The 24,421-nt window shown below is 58.6% G+C and carries 25 protein-coding genes; 7 read left to right on the top strand and 18 right to left on the bottom strand.

Going from position 1 to position 24,421, the window contains the following annotated elements; translation table 11 throughout:
* Positions 1-12: 12 nt before the first annotated feature.
* The 14 genes from EYB53_RS01080 to EYB53_RS01015 all read right to left on the bottom strand — a co-directional run bounded on the left by EYB53_RS01080 (position 13) and on the right by EYB53_RS01015 (position 9,499).
* A complete protein-coding gene (locus EYB53_RS01080) occupies positions 13-906 on the bottom strand; it encodes a DUF2705 family protein (protein WP_135475824.1) in 894 nt (297 codons plus the stop codon).
* 9 nt (positions 907-915) lie between these two features.
* A complete protein-coding gene (locus EYB53_RS01075; protein WP_135475822.1) occupies positions 916-1,833 on the bottom strand; it encodes an ABC transporter ATP-binding protein in 918 nt (305 codons plus the stop codon).
* Positions 1,834-1,939: 106 nt separating this feature from the next.
* The gene (locus tag EYB53_RS01070) at positions 1,940-3,142 is read right to left on the bottom strand and encodes a GGDEF domain-containing protein (RefSeq protein WP_135475820.1); all 1,203 of its coding nucleotides are present in this window, start codon (positions 3,140-3,142) and stop codon (positions 1,940-1,942) included.
* 162 nt (positions 3,143-3,304) lie between these two features.
* Positions 3,305-3,601 (bottom strand): DUF2239 family protein, encoded by a 297-nt coding sequence (locus EYB53_RS26505; RefSeq protein WP_371879050.1) that lies wholly within the window; start codon positions 3,599-3,601, stop codon positions 3,305-3,307.
* Positions 3,598-3,942, bottom strand: coding sequence for an endoribonuclease MazF (gene mazF, locus EYB53_RS01060; protein ID WP_135475818.1), 345 nt, complete (start codon positions 3,940-3,942; stop codon positions 3,598-3,600). The genes EYB53_RS26505 and mazF overlap by 4 nt, the downstream gene beginning before the upstream one ends.
* Positions 3,942-4,184 carry an AbrB/MazE/SpoVT family DNA-binding domain-containing protein gene (locus tag EYB53_RS01055; protein WP_135475816.1) on the bottom strand — a complete coding sequence of 81 codons (243 nt, stop codon included), beginning with the start codon at positions 4,182-4,184 and terminating at the stop codon, positions 3,942-3,944. The genes mazF and EYB53_RS01055 overlap by 1 nt, the downstream gene beginning before the upstream one ends.
* Before the next feature lie 474 nt (positions 4,185-4,658).
* Positions 4,659-5,222: a Uma2 family endonuclease gene (locus tag EYB53_RS01050; RefSeq protein ID WP_135475814.1), complete on the bottom strand. Its 564-nt coding sequence runs from the start codon at positions 5,220-5,222 to the stop codon at positions 4,659-4,661.
* Between the two features lie 281 nt (positions 5,223-5,503).
* Positions 5,504-5,671, bottom strand: coding sequence for a hypothetical protein (locus EYB53_RS01045; protein ID WP_167857188.1), 168 nt, complete (start codon positions 5,669-5,671; stop codon positions 5,504-5,506).
* 85 nt (positions 5,672-5,756) lie between these two features.
* Positions 5,757-6,266 (bottom strand): DinB family protein, encoded by a 510-nt coding sequence (locus EYB53_RS01040; RefSeq protein WP_135475811.1) that lies wholly within the window; start codon positions 6,264-6,266, stop codon positions 5,757-5,759.
* Between the two features lie 147 nt (positions 6,267-6,413).
* Positions 6,414-7,016 (bottom strand): Uma2 family endonuclease, encoded by a 603-nt coding sequence (locus tag EYB53_RS01035; RefSeq protein WP_135475809.1) that lies wholly within the window; start codon positions 7,014-7,016, stop codon positions 6,414-6,416.
* A 724-nt stretch (positions 7,017-7,740) separates the two neighbouring features.
* Positions 7,741-8,268: a hypothetical protein gene (locus EYB53_RS26945; protein WP_503827051.1), complete on the bottom strand. Its 528-nt coding sequence runs from the start codon at positions 8,266-8,268 to the stop codon at positions 7,741-7,743.
* Positions 8,269-8,272: 4 nt separating this feature from the next.
* The gene (locus EYB53_RS01025) at positions 8,273-8,485 is read right to left on the bottom strand and encodes a type II toxin-antitoxin system HicB family antitoxin (protein ID WP_135475805.1); all 213 of its coding nucleotides are present in this window, start codon (positions 8,483-8,485) and stop codon (positions 8,273-8,275) included.
* A 479-nt stretch (positions 8,486-8,964) separates the two neighbouring features.
* The gene (locus EYB53_RS01020; RefSeq protein WP_135475803.1) at positions 8,965-9,225 is read right to left on the bottom strand and encodes a hypothetical protein; all 261 of its coding nucleotides are present in this window, start codon (positions 9,223-9,225) and stop codon (positions 8,965-8,967) included.
* Complete coding sequence (locus tag EYB53_RS01015) at positions 9,212-9,499, bottom strand: BrnT family toxin (RefSeq protein ID WP_135475801.1); 288 nt, start codon at positions 9,497-9,499, stop codon at positions 9,212-9,214. Before EYB53_RS01015 ends, EYB53_RS01020 begins: the two co-directional genes overlap by 14 nt.
* An 89-nt stretch (positions 9,500-9,588) precedes the next feature.
* Between EYB53_RS01015 and EYB53_RS26940 the strand changes: the two genes are divergently transcribed.
* The 7 genes from EYB53_RS26940 to EYB53_RS00980 are packed head-to-tail and all read left to right on the top strand — an operon-like array spanning position 9,589 to position 17,650.
* On the top strand, positions 9,589-10,200 hold the full coding sequence (locus EYB53_RS26940) for a site-specific integrase (RefSeq protein WP_135475799.1): 612 nt from the start codon (positions 9,589-9,591) through the stop codon (positions 10,198-10,200).
* Positions 10,188-11,279, top strand: a complete 1,092-nt coding sequence (locus tag EYB53_RS01005; RefSeq protein ID WP_167857187.1) for a tyrosine-type recombinase/integrase — start codon at positions 10,188-10,190, stop codon at positions 11,277-11,279. Before EYB53_RS26940 ends, EYB53_RS01005 begins: the two co-directional genes overlap by 13 nt.
* 42 nt (positions 11,280-11,321) lie before the next feature.
* The gene (locus tag EYB53_RS01000; protein WP_135475795.1) at positions 11,322-12,278 is read left to right on the top strand and encodes an MDR/zinc-dependent alcohol dehydrogenase-like family protein; all 957 of its coding nucleotides are present in this window, start codon (positions 11,322-11,324) and stop codon (positions 12,276-12,278) included.
* 32 nt (positions 12,279-12,310) lie between these two features.
* Positions 12,311-15,790, top strand: coding sequence for a tetratricopeptide repeat protein (locus EYB53_RS00995; RefSeq protein ID WP_135475793.1), 3,480 nt, complete (start codon positions 12,311-12,313; stop codon positions 15,788-15,790).
* Complete coding sequence (locus tag EYB53_RS00990) at positions 15,790-16,398, top strand: FFLEELY motif protein (RefSeq protein WP_135475791.1); 609 nt, start codon at positions 15,790-15,792, stop codon at positions 16,396-16,398. The genes EYB53_RS00995 and EYB53_RS00990 overlap by 1 nt, the downstream gene beginning before the upstream one ends.
* Positions 16,388-17,164: a formylglycine-generating enzyme family protein gene (locus EYB53_RS00985; protein ID WP_135475789.1), complete on the top strand. Its 777-nt coding sequence runs from the start codon at positions 16,388-16,390 to the stop codon at positions 17,162-17,164. The genes EYB53_RS00990 and EYB53_RS00985 overlap by 11 nt, the downstream gene beginning before the upstream one ends.
* 12 nt (positions 17,165-17,176) lie before the next feature.
* Positions 17,177-17,650, top strand: a complete 474-nt coding sequence (locus EYB53_RS00980; RefSeq protein ID WP_135475787.1) for an NUDIX domain-containing protein — start codon at positions 17,177-17,179, stop codon at positions 17,648-17,650.
* Positions 17,651-17,729: 79 nt separating this feature from the next.
* On the opposite strand, the gene EYB53_RS00975 is transcribed toward EYB53_RS00980, so the two are convergent.
* The 4 genes from EYB53_RS00975 to EYB53_RS00960 all read right to left on the bottom strand — a co-directional run bounded on the left by EYB53_RS00975 (position 17,730) and on the right by EYB53_RS00960 (position 24,416).
* The gene (locus EYB53_RS00975; RefSeq protein ID WP_254150817.1) at positions 17,730-18,620 is read right to left on the bottom strand and encodes an alpha/beta fold hydrolase; all 891 of its coding nucleotides are present in this window, start codon (positions 18,618-18,620) and stop codon (positions 17,730-17,732) included.
* A 122-nt stretch (positions 18,621-18,742) separates the two neighbouring features.
* The gene (locus EYB53_RS00970; RefSeq protein ID WP_135475785.1) at positions 18,743-19,864 is read right to left on the bottom strand and encodes a site-specific DNA-methyltransferase; all 1,122 of its coding nucleotides are present in this window, start codon (positions 19,862-19,864) and stop codon (positions 18,743-18,745) included.
* A 356-nt stretch (positions 19,865-20,220) separates the two neighbouring features.
* Entirely contained in the window at positions 20,221-20,475 is a 255-nt protein-coding gene (locus tag EYB53_RS00965) for a type II toxin-antitoxin system prevent-host-death family antitoxin (protein ID WP_135475783.1), read from the bottom strand.
* A 200-nt stretch (positions 20,476-20,675) separates the two neighbouring features.
* A complete protein-coding gene (locus tag EYB53_RS00960; protein WP_167857186.1) occupies positions 20,676-24,416 on the bottom strand; it encodes a HEAT repeat domain-containing protein in 3,741 nt (1,246 codons plus the stop codon).
* Between the last annotated feature and the right edge of the window lie 5 nt (positions 24,417-24,421).

Below are 24,421 nucleotides of genomic sequence, written 5' to 3'. Positions count from 1 at the left end.
TCCATACGTCGCTTATTGTGCTCCGGTGATGTCGCGGCGGGCGATCGTGCGCCATGCCGTGTAGCCAAAGAGGAGGCTGTAGATGATGACGACGAGGGTGGCCTGGAAGGGGGCAGGGAGCACGGTTGGGTCAAGGGCATTCGTAAGTAACGACTGGTCGAGGCCAAAGAGTTGACCGTTTTGCATCACCAGGCTGTTGATGTTGGGTTGCAGCAGCAGGTTGATCACCTGGCGGATCAGTGGATTGACAAGACCGAGTGAGGTGAGCGAGCCGGCGCCGATGTCGAAGATGAGGAAGACGATGCCGCCCGCAATCCCGGCGAGCGTCGAACGCCCCAGCGCAGCACTGGCAAGGGTGAGCAAGAGGTAGGGCAGGATGATCAGCAGCGCTCGTGCGATGCCGATCGGCAAAACAAGCAGATCACGTACGCTCAGTGTATGTGGCAGCCCGAGCCAGGCGCTGGCAATGAGCGCGATCAGCACGCCGACGAGCAGACCAAGCACGACCCCGATGAGCAGACCGAGTAGCAGGGCCATTGTTTTGGCGAGCAGATAGGCCCGGCGATCCGGCGCGCGACTCAGCAAACTCCGCAGCGTCCCCCAGCTATAATCGCCGCCGAGCGACCCGGCAGCGAGCAGAATCGCCAGGATGCCACCGGTGCTATTGACCTGCCCAAGCACCATGCCAAAGATGCCAGGCAGACTCAGTTGACGCCGGATCTCGGCCACCTGTTCCTCGCGCAGCACCGTCAGGCTGATACCAAGTGCCCCTTCGTGCAGCGCCACCACAAGCGTCCAGAGGATCAGCGAAAGCGCAAGCAGACCGAGGAAGATCGCCAGCATCGCCCAGGCCAGGGGGCGACGCCAGAGCTTGAGCCATTCAGCAGCAAAGAGACGAGTGAACATACTGTACCATTATGGTGCGCCAGTCACCTCGAGGAAAAAGTCTTCGAGGGAACCGGCATCTGGCGCAAGTTCGGCGACCGGCACCCCGGATGCGGCAAGATACGCATTGAGTTCAGCAGCCCGACTGGTGGGCGTCACCACGATTAGATGGTCAGCCGCTGTTTCGACACCCGTCACCCAGGGTAACGCCTTGAGCAATGCGATAGCCTCGCTTGCGTCGCCCTCGATGCGTACCCTGAGGCGTTGATCGCGCTGGAGCAATGCAGCCACCTGGCCTTCGGCGAGCAAGCGCCCGGCCTTGAGGATCGCCACGCGCTCGCAGACCTGCTCGACCTCGTGGAGTTGATGGCTACAGAGGAAGATCGTCCGCCCGCGTGCGGCGAGGCTCCTGATCAACTGCCGGATCTCGGCCGTTCCCGCCGGATCGAGGCCATTGGTCGGCTCATCAAGCAGGATCAATTCAGGATCGGGCAGCAGCGTTGCGGCAAGCGCCAGGCGCTGCTTCATGCCCTGTGAATAGACGCGCACCCGCTCACGGGCGCGGCTCGTCATCTCGACAACCTCCAGCACCTCGGCAATGCGCGGCTCGGCGATCCCACCGGCCCGACAGAGCACCCGCAGATTGTCGTAGCCCGAAAGATAGGGATAAAACGCCGGAGCCTCGATCATCGCACCGACGCGGGCCAGGGCTGTCACCGGGTTTGCCGCGACATCAACGCCAAGCACCACGGCCCGTCCCGCCGACGGCCTGACTAAGCCAAGCAGCATCGCCAGCGTCGTCGTCTTGCCGGCCCCATTCGGCCCTAGAAAACCAAACACCTCGCCACGCTGCACGGTAAGCGTCAGCGCATCCACGGCCAGCCGCTCGCCATAGCGCTTGGTCAGGTGCTCGGTCGCAATCGCCGCATCGGAGGCTTGAGTTGACATAAGATTAGTTCGTGAAACAACTGCAAAGGCAAGCAGTGCTGTGCGGGGGAACAAAGCGCAGCAGAGGATCAGCCTGGCTAAATTATAGCCGGGCGAGGATGAGATTTCAAGTCTGCTCCAAGCGCACTTCCTCACCCTGCCAGATCGTCACCCGGTTACGCCCAGCGCGTTTCGAGTGGTACAGAGCCTGATCCGCCTTGCTGATCAGTTGCTCGGCGTTGTTTCCGTGATCAGGATAGGTTGCGATGCCAAAGGAGATCGTTAGCATCACGGTTCCGTGTTCGGATTGGGTGCAAAGGACTGCCGCCGCTTGCCTGATTTCTTCCGCCCGCTTCGCCGCATCGTCCAGTGCTGTATTGAAGAGGACAAGGAGGAATTCTTCGCCCCCATATCGGCAGGCAATATCCGATCCACGGACGTATTCTTTAAGAAGACGAGCGACTGCCACCAAAACAGTATCACCGGCCTGATGCCCATATGTGTCGTTGATCATTTTGAAGTGGTCAAGATCGGCGACGATGATGCTCAACGGGGCATGCTCACGCTCCGTTCGCACAAGTTCCCGTGCCAGGGCTTCGGTCAGATAGCGGCGGTTGTACAGACCAGTCAGCGGATCGATCAGATATTGCTCGCGGAGTTCCGCCTGGAGGTGTTCAATTTCTTGCACATAGCGGCGTAAATCGGCGTTCGCGGCTTCCAGCAGTTGCTCGTTACGCTCACGCTTAGTAACTTCCTGCTCGGCACGCTTTAGGGCCTGTTGGGTGGTTTGATATCCAAGATAGGTTAAGCCACCCGTAATCCCTGTGGTCAGGGTGAGGACAAACCAGTGGATCAGACCAACCGTGTACACGGGTGGAGGCATCATGTTCGCAAGTTGGGCCAGAATTAAGGCGCTTATGGCAAGAGAGGCGGCGATCGTTGAGAGAACAAATCCCCGCAAATCAAATAAGATACTCGACATAACCACCCACAACAAAAAGAGGGAGGTTGCGGGGGTGCGAATGGTACCATCGCTGATAATTGTAATGATAATAAAAATAAACGCAAAAATCAAAGTCGAGTAGGCAACGAAGGTAACGTTGCCACGATAGAGTCTAGAGCGCAGATAGAATATGATTGCAATGAGGATAAGATCAATGACAAAATTTCTTATTGGTGTTTGCGGATCTAAAAAGTTAGCAAAAAGCACCATGACAACAAGAAATAAAGCAGCGATCATCATCATGTTCAGGAGATTAGCCCGGTGTGTTCGCTGGAGGTCACCTTCAAAGACGGGAGGCGCAAACCACTGTTTGAAGCGAGCTACCATGATGATGGCTATCTCTATGCCGGATGGCACTTCGTATCGCTTGAGCTGACACTACTCAGTTCATGCATAGTATAGCACACGAGCCTTCGAGGACACCCGATCGATCCATGATCGTGCAAGGCTGATGCAAAGTCCTCCTGATCATCCGCAGATGACGCAGATTTAGGTGGCATGTTCACGTTGGAAAGCAGATGCTGAAAGCTTTCGGACATAATCCCGGACATCGACAGGCCATGAAGAAATGAGGCTATGAAACTGTTCATGGTCTCCTGCGAACAACGCCCTGGTCGCCTCCTCAAACCCTGGCAAGTCACCCGCCATAGCGGACATGAATTTGTAAGCGATCTCTTGCGAACGCCGAACCTTATCCCGGTTACTGTTCACATGCCGCGCTTCCTCAACAAGCTTCCGAAGAGCGCTTGTGACATAATGCTTTGGTTGAACTGATGAGGTTCTTATGATGATGGTAGGAAAAGAAGCGCTGACACTTTTTGCAGCACCTCGTTGAGGACCTCTGTCGGCACTTGACCCGCGAATTGCGCATTTCGGCTTCTCCAGTCCAAGCTCTTGACTTGATCCGATAGTACGATACCGGTAACTGGAAGTTCCTTTGGCAAGGCTACTTCGAACGGATATCCCTTGACTTGATTCGTAATGGGACAGAAAATGGCAAGTCCAACTTTCCCGTTGTATGTGGACGGTGAGAGTACAATTGCTGGCCGGCGAACTGCTTGTTCCGAGCCTGCTTGAGGATTGAAGGTGAGCCAGACAATGTCACCTCGTGATGGAATATACGTCATCACCACACCTCAGTACCCTGAGGCGCTCCCGTGTCCAGTTCTCCGTGAAGGTTGGCCGGCGTAATCCCAGCAAGCAAAGCTTCCAAGGAGTAGCTTGGGACAGGGAGCGGTGCAATAACGAGTTTCCCTTCAACAAGCGTAAGCTCAACGGGGGTGCCATCGGAAAGACCGATTTCTGCGGCAAACGACTTGGGGATCCGGAGCGCGAGACTGTTACCCCATTTTTGAACTTTACTTTGCATTGCTCCTCCTTCAGTCGGCTTCCAGGCTCAGCCGACTGATGGTTTTCCAGAAATGAATGCGCTACGGTCAAGCAAGCATACTCAATTCTGAAACATGCCTTAGCGTATATACAAAGAGTACACATCAAGACAGTTCATTGTCAAGACTGAGCCGAGGCTCTCTCAGGGCGATGGCATCTTCCGTGTATGCACCCCGCCAGGGCACCCGCCCGTACACCCGCCAGGGCACCCGCCCGTACACCCGCCCGTACACCCGCCAGGGCACCCGCCAGGGCACCCGCCAGGGCACCCGCCAGGGCACCCGCCAGGGGTGCCCGTACACCGGGCCCGGCCCCCGGCCCTGTAGGGGCACCCCTTGCGGGTGCCTCGCTTCGATGCCAGGATCGCAGATGATCGGAGGTGATTCGCCCGGGTGCGCCGCTGTTGGTAGAAGGTGTGCCACTGGTACGCGCCGCTGCTATTCAGTTTCAGAACTTATATATTGTGGTAGATGGCATTGAGGATCAAAGTGCAATCGATTGAGGCGAGATAGAGCTGTGCTTCTTCCGCACCTATCGAGGTAAACGTCCATAAACTGGTTGACTGCCGCCGGAAATGATCAATGCGTTGCGTTTCTTGGGCAATCAATACGTACTCTTCTAAGCTCTCGATTGTCCGATACCACTCAAATTTCTTCCCTCGATCGTGGCGTTCGGTTGAGGGTGACAGCACTTCAATGATGACGATCGGGTTTAAGAGGGTCGTATCTCCAGTATCGTCGTAGCGTTCTTCGCCACACACGACGACGCCATCCGGATACACATAGCTATTTTTGCGTGGAACTTTCACCCGCATGTCACTCGAATAGACCGTGCAGGGGCGATTAATCAACTGATTATAGAGGCTATTCAAGGCATTCATCGTGATCCGATTATGTGCGGCGCTTCCGCCCGCCTGGGCAACGATGATCCCATCATAATATTCATGCTTTTGCTCGCTTATGCGCTCAAAGGCCAAATATTCCCCTTCAGTGAGCATCGCTGGTATGTAGACTGACATGCTTGTCCTCTTCTGTCTATCTACTATTTATTCAACCCATTCTGGGTTTGCTCCGCCAAATTGGACGTGCGCTTACGCGCTCTTGCGGAGTTCCTCACGCACGACCCGTCGCAGCATATCTTCAAGGGAGTGCTGATTGATGTACGCGCGCAGAGCACTGGCCCTATTGTACCATCCCCACCAATGGAAGTAGAATGACGCTGCTTTAGCCGCCCCAACGCTTCCTTCACCTGCGCCGCTGGCAGCCGTTGGAAGCGCACCCGCGTGCTCACACCATCACGTCACGCAGCTGTACGACGGCCAGCACCACCTGGTCGCGCCCGCCGTTCTTGCCGTCGTACAGCGCGGATGAGCACCAGCACGCTGCCCACCAGCAGCGCCAGGTACGCCCGTCGCTTGCTGCGGGCGAGTTGCGCCATTGCCTCATCGCGTGCTATTGCATAATCCATGGGAACCTCGCGTCTAGGAAACATAAGCGGCGCATAGGAGCGCATGGGAAGGCATAGGAAGTATAAGCGCCCTATCCCTGGCCTCCTACCACTCTCCCGCATATTGCACCTGGTAGGGCTTCACTCCCCCCACCAGGTAGCCCCAATGCAGTTCCACCAACTGCCGCATGTGAAGCAGATCGTGTGCCACCCAAGCAGCCAATAGATCGCCTGCCCTGATCTGCCCAAACGGCGCTTCATACACTGCTGTCCAATTCGGGGATGACAACCCTCTCAGCCATCGCACCGAATCCTCCCGCGTTGCGAGAAAGCCGCCGAGTGACTCCTGAAGATCTCCCTCGTTGTAGTGATGCTCTTGCACCCAGCCCTGGGGATTGATCGCCGGCCAAGGCTCACCGGGGCGATGAAGGGTGAAGTCCAATCGAACGCGGAAATCCAAGCGCTCCTCATCGTAGAGATGACCGACCACCTCCAGAATTGACCAGGACGCCTCATCTGGCTTCCAACGTGCTTGGCTGCTGGGGACAACTTGCACGAGAGAGCGAATCCGCTCAGCATTGGCGAGCATCTGCTGGACAAAGTGCTCGATTTCCATATGACCTTTCTCGATTGCAGACTGGCAGTGCGCCGAACGCCGGGCTTCAGCGGCACCGCTGGTGGGTTCGCTAGATGGCACCGCACGTTAGCACGTCACGCGCATGAAAAACGCACCAACTCACGGGCCGCGCCAGCGGCGTCCGCCTTACGCTGTTTCGCCTTGCTCTTCTTCGGTTGATGAAAATGTTACCTTCTCATAGACCTCTTCAAGATGGAGGACACACTGAACAGTAGTAACCTCAATAGTGTCTTCTCGGTTGGTTGCCTCTGATAAGACCCATGTATTGTCACTTTGCCGTACAAATCGCTCAATGTGATAGGTTTCCTGTGCGATTAAGATATACTCACGCAGTGAAAGAATTGCACGGTAATGCTGAAATTTCTTTCCGCGATCATATTTCTCTGTTGATGGCGACAATACTTCGATAATAACGGTCGGATTAAGGAGGGTGTCTTCTTTCTTGTCTTCAAACTGTTCGTTACCGCAAACAATAGTAATATCGGGGTACGTATAGAGCCCGGTCTGAATGACTTTTACCCGCATATCACTTGGATATACCGTGCATTGACGCTGGCGTAGTTGCGCATACAGTGTTGCATAGGTACTCCCCGCAATACGGTTGTGGCGCGCACTTGCACCAGACATCGCATAGATCATCCCTGCGAGGTACTCATGTTTTTCGTCGTTCGTGCGCTCGAATGCTAAATACTCATCGCTTGTGACATAATGCTTTGGTTGTGCGGTCATAGACGCCTCCATATCGAGGTAAAACGCACGTTCTGCTGCTTCATATCATACCATGAAAGAGAGGCGTGCGGCAAGGGATGCCAAACGCAACGTGTCCTCGGTAGGAGCGTTCTCGATGCCGGTTCTTCCGCTCGACACTCCCAACGGCTGATGATCACGGCACGTGTTCGACCTCGCACAACGGGCGCTCGCCTGAGCAGCCTTCAACGTGTGGCGGCTAAAATTGAGGCGGCCCAACGGTGAGCGTCAGGCGCGTCGCTGGCAGTTTCGGTAGAGCGAGGCGAGGGTCGGCACGAAAGCAAAAGGATTATAGCGCATTCCAGTGCGGAAAATTGCCCAAAGCGTCAGATGCGCCGCTGGCATATCCGCAAGTGTAGAGCCGCGCTAGGGGCGTCAGGCTGCACGGCTTGGTTTGGGGCAAGGGGTTATCGTTGATGGAGCTCTTATGATGATGGCAGGAAAAGCAGCACTGGCACGTCCAACGCTCCCGATGTATATGGTGCTACTCCGTGCGAACGATATCGATCACACTGCGGTGAGAACGGGCTCGACTTCGTGACGTGTGGCGATATGTGGTGCGACGGAGCGTCCTGCACGGATACGGGCACATCCCCGCATCCCACGTTGCTGCACCGCTGCGGCATTGCGAGGTATGTTATCAATGAAGAAGGCTTCGGACGCAGCGCAGTGCGCAGATCATCATCTTGGGGAAAGGGGACTCGGCCTAATGCCGTTGCCCGGTCGAGGAGATCGCTATCAGCAATATCGTGGGCGTGGTCTTCATACGCGGTGAGGACGTCGACATGGCGTAAGCGTAACCCCAGCGTAATCCCTCCAGCTTTTCGGGTGGCGTGCCTCCAAGCCTGGCACACTCAGCGGTGACAATTTCTGCGCCAAACTCCTCATCCTCCATGAGGTTTGCGCATGCGACCTGGAAGAGTTCTACAGCGAATGTCTCATCGTAAATCAGATGATCGTGTTCGTTGCCGTCACTGAATTCGATAGTCGCCATGCCGTAAGGCTCCCCAATGGGACGGTTTTCAGCAGGCACATTGTCATGCAACCGTGGCTGCAACTGCTGGAACAGATCATCGATAGTGAACGTATTGCGCTGGACAACTCGATGGGTGGGAAGCGCCCCATAAAATAATTGGGTCTCACCATGGTTCGATGAGAGCCAGAGGTTCGTTTGATGTGCCACCCGATCCGAAGAAGCGCCGCGAGAACGCGGCGTGCTTTGGTTGCTGACCACGAACTCATACGAGCGTTGCCTCAAATGCAATCGTCGTGAGCGCAGAGGGTTCTTCACCATGCTCCAGTCGTTCCGCAATCACGCGTAGGGCCAGTGCCTTTGCGCGGGCAAGTGCTTCGTCGCGGGTTGTACCATAGGCGAGTACCCCGGCCAGTTCCATGATCTCGGCAATCCAGCGGCTGTCAGTTTCTTGTTCCGTCTCAATGGTAAACGTCATGATGATACTCCCGTCGGTAGCGTATGCCTCACGTAGGATATTGTACTATCAAACAGAGGAGTTGGTAGAGCCGCCCAACGCTGCGCTTCAGGCGCGCCGCTGGCAGGTTCGATAGATCGATACGCCTGTTGTCAGCGTCGAACGTTCAAGATCGCGCCCAACGTGCGGGTCGTGCCAGCGGCGTCGCCTGCACGCGCGGGTTGGGCAGTATGAGCGGATGGCTTTAGCACGCAATAAGCAGGCTTTATCGCATCGAAAAGCGATGAAGGGGAAGACATCGCTGATGGCTGGGGAGGATGCATGCTGATGCTTCAACGCATCTCCTGATCGTTTCGTTCCAGGTGGTGCGGGGGAACGAACGGCAACGTTTGTGGTGGATGCTTGCCGGAAGATGCTGCCCTGGCCCGGTGTTATGCACTGAAGCAGCGCACGTGGTCTATGACCGTGGCAACCACGTCGCTCTCGTGGTCGCCTCACCATTAGGCCGCCGGTCGCGCTTCTTCGCTCAGCTTTTGTTGCAGCCATAAGTTGACGAGCGTTTCCAGGCTCACGCCGCGCACCTGTGCTTGCCGCTCGAGCGCTGCCCATAGCTCGGCTTCAAGCGGCACAGCCCGCGCAATGCTACACGGGACATCCGGCGTATCCGTATCATAGTCCGTGAAGTCGTGGGTATCCCAGAAGGCTCCCATGGCTTCGAGCGTGGTCGCGTGCGAAATGGAACTGCCCTTATTTGCGTCCATAGGCCCGTCGCTCCTTCTCACTCATAGCGCGCGCACTGATAATGATCGCCGTCGCCGCGTCACGTTTGTAGACGAAGAACACGCTCAGATAGCGTCCACCGAACGTCTGTCCAAATGCGACATAGACATCCTCACCCGCCGTGTGCCCGGTCTCAGCAAACCGTATGCGTGGTGCGGAGAGGAGTACTTGTCGAGCTTCGCGCACCGTGACGTGGTGCTTGGTTGCGAGCTTTTCCTCGATTGGAGCTGGGCAGATGATAACGGCAATCTCCATCCCGGATGCCTCTCCGTGTCACCTCATCTGATACAACCTGCCTGATGACTAGTATACCACGCGTGCCTTGCAAAGATAAGGAGAGGTTGATGAGCGGCCAGGGCTGCTGCAAAGTCCCAGTAGGGTTAGATAATAAAGATTATGCCGATTTACCTGAGTGGCTTCCAAGGAAACAAGCGGAGCCGGAAATTGTGGAGGCCGCAGGCGACTTCGATGACCAGATCGCGAATGACCCCACGCCAGAGGCGGATGGCGTCCTTGAACATGCGACCGCGTTTGACGCTGCTGTTGACCTGTTCAATCCGGACGCGTCGCTGCGCGAGATCCGCCGGAAACACTATTCACTCCGCACCGAAGAGGCCTATGTCGGTTGGGTGCGTCGCTTCGTCCGCTTTCACCAGTTGTGCCACCCCCGCGAGATGGGAGCGTCTGAGGTAAGCGCCTTCCTTACGCACCTTGCGGTTGAGGGTTTGACGCAAAGGCGCAAAGGTTGGCTTCATCTCCCCACACAGCTCGCTGAGGATTTGACGCAAAGGCGCAAAGGCGCAAAGGCGCAAAGGTTGGCTTCATCTCCCCACACAGCTTTGCGTCTTTGCGTCTACCGGCCAGTTGACAGGGCTTGCCGCCTGGGTTACAATAACTTCCGATTAGTATGGGTAATCGGAAGTTATATCAAAAAACGCGAAATATGGTTGACATAAGTAAAGAAAACGAAACACCGCCCCCACCAGGGCGAACGCTGCGTCCAAGGATCGATCCGAGCGCCGCGGCGGCGGCGAATGTTGCGGCGCTGGCGACGACGTTCGCTGAGTACCGTGGGCGCATTGATGATGATACGCTGCGCCGCCAGGAGGCGGATCTGGCGCTCTTTGCTTTTTTCCTCGGGTCGATCAAGGCGATCCCTGAGGCGGAGGCTGCGGCGTTGGGGGCGCGTTTGCCGACCCAGCCTGAAGCCTGGGAGAATGTGACCCATGGCCTCGTCAGTGGGTTTGTGCAGTGGCAGTTGCAGCAGGGCTATGCGATTGGCTCGATCAATGTGCGTCTGGCGACCGTGCGACGCTATTGTCTGCTCGCCTATGAAGCTGGGGTGCTGACCGCAGATGCGCTCGCGCTGATCCGGACGGTACGCGGGTATAGTGGTCGCCAGGCGCGGGCGATGGACACCCAGCGACGACGCACTTCTACGCCGACTCGGGTGGGGAGCAAGAAGGCCCAGGCGATCGTCTTAACGACGCCCCAGGTGCAGGCCTTGAAGGAGCAGCCTGATACGCCCCAGGGCCGCCGCGATGCGTTGCTCGTCTGTCTGCTGCTCGATCTTGGCCTGCGCGTCGGCGAACTCGCGGCGCTGACCGTTGCGAGCATCGATCTCCGTGATGGCACGCTGACGTTCTACCGTGAGAAGGTGCATACAACCCAGACGCACCACCTGCCAACTGATAGTCTCGCGGCAGCCCGGGCCTACCTTGCGAATGATGCGCTCGCCAGCGGCCCGCTGTTGCGCGGCTCACGTAAGAATGGTGAACTCTGGGGGTTTATGTCAACCAGGGCCATCCGCGACCGGGTTGCGCTGCTCGGCGAACGGATTGGCGTCACCGGGCTTGCGCCGCACGACTTGCGCCATACCTGGGCAACCCGCGCCGCTCGTGGCAAGAGCGACCCCTTTGCCCTGCGCGACGCTGGGGGCTGGACCAGCCTGATGATGCCTGGTCGTTATGTCGAGTCAAGCCAGACAGCGAATGAACGCATTCGGCTCGATGAGCAAGATGAGAATGTAGTATAATCAAGCAGAGAAGAAGGATGTGCTCTGTCCCCTTGAGGCGCTATGCTAGCCCTGGTTTTTGATGGTTCACTCAACCTGGTGACAACGTATGCCGACCCCGCGTTGCGCCCCGGCGAGGCCTTGATTCGTCCGCATCTGGCTGGTATCTGCAATACCGATCTTGAAATCACGCGTGGGTACATGGGCTTTCAAGGCGTTCCTGGGCATGAATTTGTTGGCACCGTCATTGCGTGTGAAGATCAGGCCTGGGTTGGGCAACGCGTTGTCGGCGAAATCAATGCTGCCTGTGGTGTCTGTGCGACCTGTCGCCGGGGCGATGCGCCCCATTGTCCGCAGCGCACAACGCTCGGCATCGACCGGCGCGATGGCGTCATGGCCGAGTGTTTTAGCCTACCGGTGAGTTGTCTGCATGCCGTCCCCCCAGCCGTGCCCGACACGGCGGCAGTCTTTGTCGAGCCTCTGGCGGCAGCGCTTGAGATTGTTGAACAGAGCCATATCCGGCCCACCGAGCGGGTTGCCGTAGTTGGTGACGGCAAGCTTGGGGCGATGATTGTCCAGGTCTTACGGCTCACTGGATGCGATCTGACCCTGGTTGGGCGCCACCCCGAGCGCTGGGGTGTCTATCAGCGCCAGGGCATTATCTGCACCACCGAAGATCATCTGGCAACGGGATCGTTTGACGTTGTCGTTGATTGTACGGGGCAACCTGCTGGCCTCGCAACAACCCGTCGGCTTGTTCGCCCACGGGGACGGTTGGTGCTCAAAAGTACGTTTGAGGCGGCTTCGGAGATCAATCTGACCATGTTGGTCGTTGATGAAGTGCAACTGCTTGGCTCACGTTGTGGACCCTTTGCCCCGGCCCTGCGTCTGCTCGAGCGCGGTCTGATCGAAACTGCACCACTGATCACGGCTACTTATCCGCTGACGAGGGCGCTTGAAGCGTTTGCTGCGGCCCGCGGCAACCTCAAGATCCTGCTGCAGATGCGCAGCAGTGACTGAGCCACGCTGGGCATACGAGGGATCTCAATCGTATGAATACACTTGTGCTGCTAGTCCTGCTTGGACTACTCACAGTGGTGGGGGCAGTTGTTACCACGTTGCTGATTGTGCGACGGCGACGTACCGATGACGTTCTGCCCGCGACGCCACATGCTGAACCAGGAACGGCTGACGCTACCGAGCGCGAAGCTCGTGGTGCCCGTCGTGGCAAGCGTATGGCGCGTCTCCGTATGTATCTGCGCACGCTGAGTCGTCGTCAGGCGCTGGTTCTGGCGCTGATCGTTGGGTTGATGATCGTCGGGGCTGGCTATCTGCTCATGCAGGATCAGTTTGTCAGTCGAGCGGATCGCTTCATTGTGGTGGTGGCTCCGTTTGACGATGGTGGGGATGGGACGACCGGGGAGAGTGTTGCGACCGAACTGGTGCGGGTGTTGCAAGGCGCCGGTCAGCGGGCGATTGTAGCGAGTGTTGCCCGACGACGCCCAACTGATCCGGTCGAGGCGCTGGCTATGGCCGTTGATGTCGAGGCGGATCTGTTGATTTGGGGCCAGGTCGAGGCGGGCAGCCTGCTGGATCAGGCGGCCCTGCGCCCCTTCCTTATCTATACACCGACGGGCATCTATGGCCCGAACGCCTGGGATGGCTATCTCAGTCGGTTTACGTTGCCCCGCAGCTACATCCTGACGACGGAAGCTATTAATGGTCAAGCCGTGCTTGCCCCACTCGTGGTGGCGCTCTACGATTATGCGATGGGTGAACCGGATCGGGCCTTGAACCGCCTTGATCAGTTGCAAGAAGACTATGCGGCGCTTGAAAACCCTTTGATCTATGCCCTGCGGGGCAACATCTTCTGGGCGCGTGGGCTTATCGACGACGCAGCAAGCCAATACCGCCAGGCGCTTGCCCTCCCCGGTCACGAGCAGGCCCTGCTCGCCAACAATCTCGGGGCGATCCTCTTTGATGGCGGCAACCCCGAGGCTCTGGCTGCCTATGCCGAAGTCGTGCAACGGCTCGATGGACGCGATCTCGGCGAACTGCGGTTCAATCTGGCGCTGCTCGCCTTCCGTGAGCAACGGCCTGCCGATGCCCTGGTTGAACTCGAACAGGCTCGGAATCTGTTGCCAGTCAGCGCACCGCTCTTGTTTCAATTGACGACTGGCTATCGTGAGACCGGGCAATTGCAGGCGGCGAACACCACGCTGGAGGAGGCAGAACAGCAGATGCGCCGGGACACACGACTCGTCCCGACGCCATTGCGGGTGATGTTCAATCAGCGGCACGAAGCCCGTCGGTATGAAGAGCAAGCCCTGCTCGCGCTTGCCCGCCAACTCGAAACCAGGGGAGCGCTGATCTGGGAACTCGAAATTGCCCCGATACAACCAGTTCGGGCGTTGCAGCAGATTCTGACCGATCTGCAGCGTGCGTTCGAGGCAAGCGAAGCAGAGAGCATCCAATGGCGACGACGCGCCGTCACCGAAGCAGCCGCCTTCCCCGGAACTGGTCTGCTCGCGAGTTCACAGGCCGTAGGTTCGGAACGCAACCGTGACCGTCAGCGCTACTATTATGCGCTAGTGCATGGTGAGATCGAGCGTACCACACTGAGTGACCGACCAGGCTTTCTGGCGGCCCTCTTTGGCACCGGGGCGTCCCGTTCGCCGAGTCTTGCCGTGCTTGATGAGATCGATCAGCGGAATCCCAATCTTCCTGCCGTTGTCAATGCACTGGGCCGAACGTACCGCCTGCAGGGCCAGCCAGAGCCAGCTGCTGAGCGGTATGATCAAGCGATTCAGTTGGCTCCCCAGCAACCAGAGGGCTACTTTGGGCGGGGCATGGTCGCCTTTGAGCGGGGCGAGGAAGGTGATGCGACGCGTTTCTTCAACGAAGCCTTGGCGCGCAACAGTGCCTTCTTTCCGAGTCATGTCGCCCTGGCGCGGCTTGCCGAGGCACAGGGCGATTGGGCAACCGCCCTCGCCCATTACGCAGCCTTGCAGGAGCTCCGGCCCGGATCGCTGACGACGATCAGCTATGCGCGCCTATTACGGCTCAGCGGGCCGGATGGCTGGGCCAAGGCCGAAACCCAGTTGCTCGGCTTGAGTACCACGAACGCAATGGCGGCGATTGAACTGGCGCGTTTATACAACGATGCCGGCCATCCTGAACGTGCCCGTGATATCTACCGCGACGCGTTACGGCTTGAGCGACGCAATAGCATCGCGGCCTTTGAGTTAGGCGAAACGCTAATGCGCCTGGGTGATTACCAAGGAGCCGAACGTGCGCTCCGCGACGCCCTTCGTTTTGATAGCACCAACCTTGATGCACGGCTGGTGCTTGCCGATCTCTATCACGGGCCACTGAATGATCCAGCCCAGGCCGATCGCGAATACGAGGCCATTCTCGAACAGGGCTTGCGTGATCCCGAGGCCCTGGAACGCATTGGGGACGCCTTTATGGCGCATGGCACGTATGATCAGGCCATCACGGCCTATCGTGAAGCCCTTGCCGCACAACCTGGGGTAGCCCACGTACACTTCAAACTGGGGCAGGCCTATGCCGCCCGTGGGCGGCTTGAAGCCGCGCTTGGCGAACAACAGCGCGTCCTCGAATTGACCGCAGGCAGTCCCGAGCCCACCCTGGTCGATCTGCGCGTGCAGGCGCTGATCGCGCTTGGCGATCTTCACCGACGCAGCAACAACCTGAGCCTGGCAAGTGAATTCTACACCCAGGCGAGCCGCCTCGACCCCAATCGCGTCAGCGCCCAGCTTGGCCTCGGCCTGATTGCCGTTGCGCAAGACAACTGGGGCTTTGCGCAAAGTTATTTCGAAGCAGCGGCGGCGCTGCCTGATGGCCCAACAAGTGCGCATGCCCAGTTCTGGGTGGGCGAGAGCCTCTTGCGCCGGGGCGACTTCTATGGGGCCGCCGAACGCTACAACCGGGCCCTCGCCCTCGATCCAGGCTTTGCTGAAGCCTATCTCGGGCTGGCGCAGACCCGTCATGCCCAGGGCGAGAGCAACCTTGCCCTGGAGATCGTCAATCAGGGGCTTGCCCAACGGCCCACCTATGCCGAAGCCCTGCTCTTCAAAGGCAAACTCTTGCAAGAACAACAGCGTCAGAAGGAGGCGATGAACGCATATAATCAATCTATTGCCGCAAATAATACCATTGCTGAGACCTTCTACCGGCGAGGGGTGCTTGCCCTTCAGCAAAACGATGAAGAACAAGCGATGAGTGATCTCAACCGGGCCATTCAGCTCGAGGCCAACTTTCCTGATGCTGCCTACTGGCTCGGGCGAGCCTATTATGCTCAGGGACGTTATCCCGCCGCAGCGAGCGCCTTTGATCAGGCGCTTACGTACCGGCCTGATTTTGTCGAAGCCATGTTTTATCGTGGGCTCGTCGCCGAGGCGATGGGCAATACCGCAGAAGCTATCCGTGCTTACCGCACGGTTATCCAGCTCGACGCATCGAGCGACTTTGCCGCCCGCGCTCGTGTGCAGCTTGATCGTTTGACCTGATGACAACTCTGACACAATACCGCATCGCGCTGCAGATCTTTCAATCCAACCGCCTCCGGCGCGACTATAGTGATCTGGCCGAGATCCCACAGTACGATCTGGTCGGTGAGTTCTTTTTTTCGGAAATGTACGGCCCGCGGGATTTTACCGCGCGCGATGCTGGTGCCCGTCGGCTGCAGCATATTTTGCAAATGCTGCCGGGAGTTCATGTACGTGATGTTGAGGTTGTTCTCGAACTGCTCGATCTCACCAACAGGCTTGACGGGGGGTTGGCCCGTCTGATGTTTCGTCACAACACAGGCACTGATTTTGACGAAGTGACGTATGACTATTTTTATCGGCTCGCCGACAACTATGATGACCGTTTGACCCAGTTGAAGCTCGTTGACACCAGCCTCTACAATGTCTTTCGGCTCTCACGTTCACAGTTGCTTGGGATCGGCCTGCACCGTTCCCGCCTGGTGGCAAAGTTGGCCGGGATCGAGATCGCGCACGATTTTCTCGTCAAAGGCTACGACGCGGTGCGCAATGTAACCGATATTGAACATTTTGCGCAGACTGTCTACACACGGGAACTGGCCCGTCTAGATCGGATTTATGAACGCTGATCTGCTGCCCATCTTTCTGCATGTCCCTGCCGGCGTCTTCCGTATGGGCACGTTCGAGCGCGATCTGTCAGCGCTCGCGCGACGCTATGGTGGTACCCGTGAGAGTTATCGTGAAGAGGCACCGCAACACGAGGTCGCGCTACCGGCTTTTGCCCTGGCCGCAACGCCCGTGACGAATGCGCTCTATGCCACCTTTGTGCGGGCCACCGGCATCGCACCACCACTCCATTGGCGTGGCACGCTGCCACCTGCGGCCCTGCACGATCACCCGGTGGTTGATATCAACTGGCACGAGGCCGTCGCCTTCTGCCAATGGCTCACCGCTTCGCTGCAACAAACGTCGGTTGTGGTGCAAGGCCTTGCGCCACCATACCACTTCCGGTTGCCCAGCGAAGCGGAATGGGAGCGGTCAGCACGAGGCTCTGATGGACGACAGTTTCCGTGGGGCGACGAATTTCGGGCTGAGCTGGCCAACACGCGCGAAAGCAACCTTGGCAGCAGCAGCGTTGTCGGCAGTCGGCCCGAAGGCATCAGCCCCATCGGCGCACATGATATGGCGGGCAATGTCTGGGAATGGACCGCTAGCCTTGACGCATTGTACCCGTATCAGCGCAACGACGGACGCGAAGATCCAACTCGTGAGGGGCGGCGCATGATGCGCGGTGGATGTTATGTCAATCCACAGGGCTATGCCCGGTGTGCATGTCGGTTTCGGCTCGCGCCGACCGTGCGCAACGAATTTACGGGTTTTCGCCTGGCGATCTAGAAGGATCCACGAATGACCATTAAATATACACGCTGGTTGCGAAGTTATGTCGGACATCAACGGATCTTGCAAGTACGAGCGTGCGCCTTTGTACGCAACGAAGAGGGAGCGATCCTCTTGTGTCGGCGCGCCGACGTGATGTTGTGGGATGTGCCGGGGGGCACGATTGCGCTTGATGAAGTTCCGGCGCATGGCATGGCGCGCGAGGTCGCTGAAGAGACTGGCCTGCAACTCGAAGCCGAGCGCCTGATCGGCGTCTATGGCGGCCACGATTTTCAGTGGACCTACCCCAACGGCGATCAGGCCCAGATCCTCACGATCTTCTTTCGGGCGCGGATCGCGAGTGGCACCCTGAGCCCAACGGGGCACGAAAACGTTGGTACCGGCTTCTTTCTGCCCGACCAACTACCGCCCCTTTTGCCCCGCACCCGGCTCATGCTGACTGACGCCCTCGCGGATCGGCTTGAAGCGAACTTTGATCGATAGGGGAACGACCGTTGTTGCGCACTGTTCTGCCGCCTAAACGGGCCAACGAAGTTGGCCCGTTTAGGCGGCAGATCGTCATCTATCCAAGTTTCGCCAGCCACGGGAGCAAGGCGTCGGTGAAGAGTTCGGGGGTTTCGTCGAAGGGGCAGTGGCCGGTGTCGGGTAGAATGGCGATTTCGGCCTGGGGCAAGATCCGCCGCTTGATTGCCTCGGCATCCGAGGGCGGGATCGAGCGGTCTTCGGCCCCCCAGATGAGCAACGTTGGCCCGTTGTATTCACCTGGTTGCATATCAATGCCAAAGCGTACCGATGAGCGCGTGACCGCAAGGTATGAATTGGCCCCAAAGCGGCGCAACGGACCGCTGAAGGTCTCGACCAACTCAGGCGTGACCGCTTCTTTCCGGTGATACGAGGCGAGCAAACTCTGACGCACCCCCCATTCGTTGCCAAAGATGCCGGCGACCGTCTCGCCAATCACTGGGGCGCCGATTAGCGACAACAAGACCTGATCGGTCGGGGTCAACGGGCGCTCGTAGAGTTGCATGCCCGAGCTGTTGACGAGAATGAGCGCTCTGGTCAATTCAGGGAAACGCCGGGTAAATTCAGTTGCCGCCACACCCCCCATCGAGTGGCCGACGATGACCGCTGGTCCACCAACAACCTTTTGCACAAAATGAGCGATCTGCTCGGCCCAACGGACCTTGCTGGGCTGGCCTTCAGGCCGCGCCGAGTAGCCAAATCCATAGAGATCGAGCGCGTAAAAGGTGTGCTCGCGGGCCACCGAGCGCACAATCTTGCGCCAGTGGTCAATCAGGGCGCCATACCCATGAATGAAGACGACCGGCAGTCCCTGCACAGGCGTCGAAGCCCAGTACCGGGTCGGCCCCAGCGGGCCATCCAGATAGCGCTCAGTAACACTATAACGCCGCTCTTCGTGCCGAGCGCTTGTTTCAACCTGCATCGCAACCATATCTTTGCTTTTCCTTTTTTCTAGAACTTCGGGAAGCTCGTTTCTTTGTTGTGTAGCTATAGCATACCACAATTGCAAACTTTTTGCACAGGATTTGCAAACATAACAGGGTGCTGACAAAGTTAGGCCAGGCCTTGCTCACGGCGATAGCGTTCGCGCAGGTCATCAATGCTGATAAGGTTGCCGGTGTCATCTTCGCAGTACCAATATTCCCAGCCATTCGAGGCAGGGCGTTGCTGCGCCAGCGCGGCAAGTTGATGCATCGAGCCGTGCTGATCGCGCCAGATGAGATGCCCATCAGCCTTGACGGTCGCCTCTTCGCGCCGATCGCGTGAAAAGAGGCGCTGACCCACGGCAAGGTAGTGCGCTTCAATCAGTTGACCCAGGCTAATGCGTGGTTGGTGACGGCGCGAGGGAGTCACCAACTCACGCTCGCTCAACGCTGAGTCGGGGATGCTATCGATCCGCCGACGGGCAAGTTCAATATAGGCCGGCGCAATTTCGATGCCAATGTAGTTGCGCTGCAACTTCTTGGCGACGGCACCAGTTGTCCCCGAACCAAAAAAGGGATCAAGCACAAGATCGCCAGGATTCGTTGAAGCTAGCAACACCCGGTAGAGCAGCGCCTCGGGCTTTTGCGTCGAATGAGCTTTCTTGCCATCGATCTTCAGCCGCTCGGCCCCGGTACACAACGGCAGATGCCAGACGTTTTGCATCTGTTTTTCGTCATTGAAATGCTTCATCGCCTGGTAATGAAAGGTATAGCGTTTCTGTTCTTTTGACTTTTTGGCCCAGATCAACGTTTCAGTCGCGTTCTGGAAACGTGTCCCGTGAAAATTGGGCATCGGATTCGTTTTATGCCAGATGATATCATTGAGAATCCAGTAGCCCAGATCCATCATGATTTTGCCAACACGAAAGATATTGTGGTACGACCCAATGACCCAGATGGTACCGTCAGTTTTCAAGACCCGCCGACACGCGCTCAGCCACTGCTCGGTAAACTGGTCGTACGCTGCACTGTCAACAAACTGATCCCAGCCGTCATCAACGCCAGCCACGACGGTTTGATCGGGTCGTAACAACTCTTGTGCAAGTTGTAGATGATAGGGCGGATCGGCAAAAATGATGTCGACCGATTGTGCAGGCAAGCGTGTGAGCACCTCAAGACAATTCCCCTCCACGATCTCATTTAGGGGAAGCCTAGCGCCCTCCAATGCTTCAAGATCTCCACGCCGTCGCATTGGTTTCTCCCAACTTCGCGCACGTATACATTGCTTAGGTGTCAAAATTGTGAAACGAAGCATCTTGGTCGTCGGGACGCCCGCGACGCTTCGCTCCTAAGAGGCTGTCTGAAAAGGCGACGGTTTGCTTTGCAGTGCCGGCTTTAGCCGGCTAAAGCCGGCACTCCAAAGGTTCACCACGTGGTGGCGAACGATGCTCACACCCTTTCAGCCGACTGAAGTCGGCACTACGAGTCGAGGGTAAAAGAGTGACAACACCCAGAAAACAGCGCAGTTACCCTTGAATTCCACTTTGTCTTTGGGAAGACATCTATGTACGCCAACCTAGCTTCCCCGAGAAGGCCTCCCGGCTATCCTTAGCCGTCAGTCTGCTCAGCCGTAGTTTTCCCCTTCGCTGCTTCGGCTGCCTCGGCCATCGTGCGCAGTGCGGTAAAGAGTTCAATCGACAGCAAGACGCCGCTCGGGTAGCCTTTCTGGGTAATCACAATCGGCTGATTCTGCTCACGCGCTCGCTTCATCAGCATCGCGAGCGAACTGGCTGCCTTCGAAATAGGAACCATGCCACGTTGCAGATCGACATCCAGCGATAAAACCGGGTTCTGATTGGACATACTCCGCAATCCTTTCTTCGCATTCGACCTCTGCACCTGTAGCCTTGCCAAGGCTGGTTCTTTTGTCGAATGCTGTTCATGAACAAAATGAATGATGATCAGTATACCTTGTAATCAATAGATTCACAAGAGGATGCAAAAAAGTAACTGTTCACCCTTAGATTGCCAGGTATCAGACAGCGCTCAAGCCGCCCTTGCCCCTACCCGGTTGCCTCTAGCAAGACAACACTTGCCCATGACCGTTGCACGGCGACCGGCCCTGCTTCACAACTGAGGCGGGCAAGCGTCGCCAGGGCTGCTTCGGCACACGCACCGTCACCTTGCGCCAGACACCCCAGGGTTGCCAGGCACTGCCGCCGTATGATGGGCAGAGGATGGTCGGGCCAACCCTGGGGTATGTGCAAGAGTGCTTCGAGCCTCACAACAACGATCGGCTCGGTCACACGCGCCAGTGCAGTGACCGCTGCCAGACGCAGCGCGAGCGGTTGATCACTCTTCCCGGTCAATGCACAGAGCCAGCCAGGATCAAAGGTACGCTCGGCACGGTAGGTCAGGGCTTTCAGCCGCAGCACCAGGGGCGCATCAGGATCATCCAGGGGGTCTTCGAGGCGCAAATTCTCGGGAGCAAACTCCTCGAGCAGCGTATAGGCCTGCACCCGCACGGGGGGCGATGGGTCAGTCAGGTAACGCTGCAACAATGGCAGCACGTCCTGTTCACCACGTCGCAAGAGGGTCGCAAGCGCCGCCAGACGTACCGCCGGTGCCGCTGCTGAGCGTTGGCTGAGCCGGGTGAGCACAGGGGTGATCTGTGGGGCATCGAGTGGCCCCAGCACGTCGAGCACGGCAAGGATCGCCGGGCCACTGGCGGATTGCACTGCGTCCAGCAAGCAGGCTAGCCCGGTTGCATCACGATTGTGCGCCAGAATACGTGCCATTGCAAGCGCCAACGCTCCGTCTTGATGTTGATGAAACAGGTGCCTCAACTGACTCATGCTGGCCTCAGTCAACGTGGCGGGCAACGCTTCGAGCGCGGCAAAACGGATCTCGTTGGCTTCAGCCGGATCGCGGACAAGCGCAAGCAGGCTCGTCTGGGCGTCACGCTGGCCACTGCGGCCAAGCGCGGCAATGGCGGCATAACGTACCAGAGGGTCTTCGCCAAGATCACGCGCAAGTGCGCCAACAATGGTGGTCGGTATCGCTGGATGACCAAGCTGTTCAAGCATAGCCGCACGGATCGCTGGCTCGTCGCAATGCTGGACGAGGCGTTCACCGAACATGCGTTGCACGGCAGGATCGCTGCCGATCCACTCCAACGCCATCAAGCGTAACTGCAGATCAAGCTCGGTCGCCTGCAACAATGCCGCCAGTTCTTCGACGGGATGACTGAGCCGAGCCAGCGTTATGAGCATGGCCTGCGCAACGTCGCGTCGTTGTTCAGCCCAGAGCGCCCGACGCAGTGCGGTCACAACTTGCTCGCGCATCCCCACCGTATGAGCCAGATGCGCCATCCCGCTAATTGCTGCCAGCGCCACATGTTCCGCCTGCGCCTCTACCATCGCCGCAAACCGGGTTGCCGGGTGCGTCAAGCGGGGGTTGTCGGCCAGCGCCTCGGCCAGGATCCGCTGGACTGAGGCCGGTAACGGCAGGTCAGGCCAGGCCAGGGCCGGAGTCTGGGTGAGTGCGGGGGCAACCCGTTGCCAGTGCGCGTCAAGCACAGTGATGAACGAAGGCGCAAGCAGTGCGGTGAAGATCGACAGCGCTGTTTGGTCGCCGGTTTTGCCCAGAGCTTCAACGATGACCGAGGCAAGCCGTGGATCAAGGATCGCTCGCTGCAATGCTCTCCGCAACGCGAATGCCGCAGTTGCACCACGGGCAGGATGCGTACCCACGTCGCCAAGCGCCAGGGCCGCAACCCGTTTCAGCAGCGCTGGCGCATCACCCGTAAGCAGAGCCACCCACATTGGCCCAAGTTCCGGGAGGCCGCGTGACGCGAGATGCTCGGCGGCACGTACGCGGAGTACAAGGGGCAAATCTGGGCGCATCAGCAGGCGCTGCAACAGTGCAACGCTGGGAGCGCCGCTCTGCCGGGCAAGCAAGCCAAGCGCATCAAGCTGGGTTGTCAGCGGCAAGGCCGCACTCACACCGATTCGGGCGAGCAGCGTTGGCCTTCCAGGATGTGGAACCGTTGCCAGCACTTCAAGCACCTCGCGTCGTGCAATGCGCGTGGCCTCTGGCCGCATCAAGACGCGCGTCAAGGCAAGCAACGCCACCGATGGGGCCTCGTTCGCAAGACTCTGCAGCGCCGCCCGGCGCAAGAGGGGCGCCTCGGCGACCGCCGCCTCTTCAACGAGATCGTGCCGGTTGGCACAGGCGAGGGCCAGGGCCCGCAGTTCTTCAGGCACAGCAGGATCATCGAGGAGCGCCAGCGCGGCCCGGGTGCGCTGCGTGCCCATCGTCTCGTCGGTCAGAAGGGCGGCACACCCTTCACGCAGCGGTGCGCTCGCAAGCAATTGCCGCGTTGCTCCATCAACACAGGCCGCAACATACGCCCGAAAGGCATAGGCTGCGCCTGGAGCATCAGACGCGCCATCCGCAAGCAGTTCGGGCGTTGGGGCCAGGTCAATCAAGAGGTCAGCCGCGAGTCTGCGCAGGGTGATCGGCACCCCCGGTCGTTCTCCAAGCTCTAGCCAGATCGTTGGCAGTGCCGCCAACAACGAGGCCGTCGCCCGCATCGCCGCCAGCGTCCGAGCTTCGTCATGCGCTGCCGCCGCCACAAAGAGCACCGGCAAGACAGGGGCCAGTTGGGCCAGCAAGGTCTGGCGCTCTTCGTCAACCCCAGAAGCCGTCAGGTATTCCACCAGGCGCAGATTCAACCCAGGTGCATAGGTCGGCATTTCACGCACACACGCCACCAGGGCCCGCAGATTGTCAAAGTCGTCCGTTTCACGCGCAAGCATCTCGAATAGGGGCACAGGATCAACGCGCAAACCAGCGCTCAGAGCCGCGACAGCCGTGCGCTCTTCGACCGGCAGATCGGTAATCGCATGGGGATCGTTATCGGCCAACACCCGTGCCTGTTCATACGAACGCAGGTGAAGACGGCCTATCGCGACACCCGTATGCAGCATCCGGCCATGCCTGGGCAGGCCTGTGCCTGCCACTTCAATGACGGGATAATTGGCAAGCAATGGCTCGGCCAGCGCATAAGCCTGCGCATACAACGCGGCCCGCGAAGACGGAATGCCCCCTAGCGGGTAGATCAGGGCCAGCAACGCCAGATCCGCTAGGCTCTCGCGCACCGGGGCCAGCGGCGCACTATGGAGCGCCGCGAGCAGCGGGGCAAGATCGTAGGTTGGCAAGAGATGCGCAAGCCACTGCGCCATGGTTGTTCCGGTGGGCAAAGCAAGCGGACAGATGCGCACCCCGTCCCAGGCTTCTCCCAGGGGGAGAGTGAGGGCGATCCGCAAGGTAGGCCATGTTCGCTGGGCCGAAACGAGAAACTGTTGCCAGATGGCCCGACGAGCGAGGGGCAGCCCTTCCCAGTCATCAAGCAAGAGCAGGCCGGGGCGCTGATGCGAGACAAATTGCTCAGGCAAGCCAGCCTGATATGCTGCCCGCGCGAGCACCGCCCGCGGGGGGAGGTTGAGCAGATCGTCGTCACTCAACGCAAGATAGAGCAAGGGCAGATCACGTGGATGCGCCACCCAGTGCGCCGCAAGTTGCATCAAGGCCAGCGAGCGCCCCGAGGCTGGTGGCCCGACCAACCCCAGCGTCGTCGGCGTCTCGATGAGCGCGGCGTACTCTGTCGCCACCTCAAAGCCCAGGGGAAGGCGCAGCAACGGCTCCATCAAACGCAACGCTGGCTCACTCGACAAGCGCGCCTCGATCCTGGTGCGACACATGCGCAACCAGCTTCGGCCAAATGAAAACCCTCGCATCATGCCCA

The sequence above is a fragment of the Candidatus Chloroploca mongolica genome (assembly GCF_004762035.2).
GTDB lineage: Bacteria > Chloroflexota > Chloroflexia > Chloroflexales > Chloroflexaceae > Chloroploca > Chloroploca mongolica.
This window is presented reverse-complemented; position numbering and strand designations above follow the sequence as displayed.

Bases quoted from the DNA above. Each gene is read 5' to 3' on its own strand.
- EYB53_RS01080 (WP_135475824.1), bottom strand. From the start codon at position 906: ATGTTCACTCGTCTCTTTGCTGCTGAATGGCTCAAGCTCTGGCGTCGC.
- EYB53_RS01075 (WP_135475822.1), bottom strand. From the start codon at position 1,833: ATGTCAACTCAAGCCTCCGATGCGGCGATTGCGACCGAGCACCTGACC.
- EYB53_RS01070 (WP_135475820.1), bottom strand. From the start codon at position 3,142: ATGGTAGCTCGCTTCAAACAGTGGTTTGCGCCTCCCGTCTTTGAAGGT.
- mazF (WP_135475818.1), bottom strand. From the start codon at position 3,942: ATGACGTATATTCCATCACGAGGTGACATTGTCTGGCTCACCTTCAAT.
- EYB53_RS01055 (WP_135475816.1), bottom strand. From the start codon at position 4,184: ATGCAAAGTAAAGTTCAAAAATGGGGTAACAGTCTCGCGCTCCGGATC.
- EYB53_RS01050 (WP_135475814.1), bottom strand. From the start codon at position 5,222: ATGTCAGTCTACATACCAGCGATGCTCACTGAAGGGGAATATTTGGCC.
- EYB53_RS01045 (WP_167857188.1), bottom strand. From the start codon at position 5,671: ATGGATTATGCAATAGCACGCGATGAGGCAATGGCGCAACTCGCCCGC.
- EYB53_RS01040 (WP_135475811.1), bottom strand. From the start codon at position 6,266: ATGGAAATCGAGCACTTTGTCCAGCAGATGCTCGCCAATGCTGAGCGG.
- EYB53_RS01035 (WP_135475809.1), bottom strand. From the start codon at position 7,016: ATGACCGCACAACCAAAGCATTATGTCACAAGCGATGAGTATTTAGCA.
- EYB53_RS01025 (WP_135475805.1), bottom strand. From the start codon at position 8,485: ATGACGTTTACCATTGAGACGGAACAAGAAACTGACAGCCGCTGGATT.
- EYB53_RS01020 (WP_135475803.1), bottom strand. From the start codon at position 9,225: ATGGACGCAAATAAGGGCAGTTCCATTTCGCACGCGACCACGCTCGAA.
- EYB53_RS01015 (WP_135475801.1), bottom strand. From the start codon at position 9,499: ATGGAGATTGCCGTTATCATCTGCCCAGCTCCAATCGAGGAAAAGCTC.
- EYB53_RS26940 (WP_135475799.1), top strand. From the start codon at position 9,589: ATGAGCGGCCAGGGCTGCTGCAAAGTCCCAGTAGGGTTAGATAATAAA.
- EYB53_RS01005 (WP_167857187.1), top strand. From the start codon at position 10,188: ATGGTTGACATAAGTAAAGAAAACGAAACACCGCCCCCACCAGGGCGA.
- EYB53_RS01000 (WP_135475795.1), top strand. From the start codon at position 11,322: ATGCTAGCCCTGGTTTTTGATGGTTCACTCAACCTGGTGACAACGTAT.
- EYB53_RS00995 (WP_135475793.1), top strand. From the start codon at position 12,311: ATGAATACACTTGTGCTGCTAGTCCTGCTTGGACTACTCACAGTGGTG.
- EYB53_RS00990 (WP_135475791.1), top strand. From the start codon at position 15,790: ATGACAACTCTGACACAATACCGCATCGCGCTGCAGATCTTTCAATCC.
- EYB53_RS00985 (WP_135475789.1), top strand. From the start codon at position 16,388: ATGAACGCTGATCTGCTGCCCATCTTTCTGCATGTCCCTGCCGGCGTC.
- EYB53_RS00980 (WP_135475787.1), top strand. From the start codon at position 17,177: ATGACCATTAAATATACACGCTGGTTGCGAAGTTATGTCGGACATCAA.
- EYB53_RS00975 (WP_254150817.1), bottom strand. From the start codon at position 18,620: ATGGTTGCGATGCAGGTTGAAACAAGCGCTCGGCACGAAGAGCGGCGT.
- EYB53_RS00970 (WP_135475785.1), bottom strand. From the start codon at position 19,864: ATGCGACGGCGTGGAGATCTTGAAGCATTGGAGGGCGCTAGGCTTCCC.
- EYB53_RS00965 (WP_135475783.1), bottom strand. From the start codon at position 20,475: ATGTCCAATCAGAACCCGGTTTTATCGCTGGATGTCGATCTGCAACGT.
- EYB53_RS00960 (WP_167857186.1), bottom strand. From the start codon at position 24,416: ATGATGCGAGGGTTTTCATTTGGCCGAAGCTGGTTGCGCATGTGTCGC.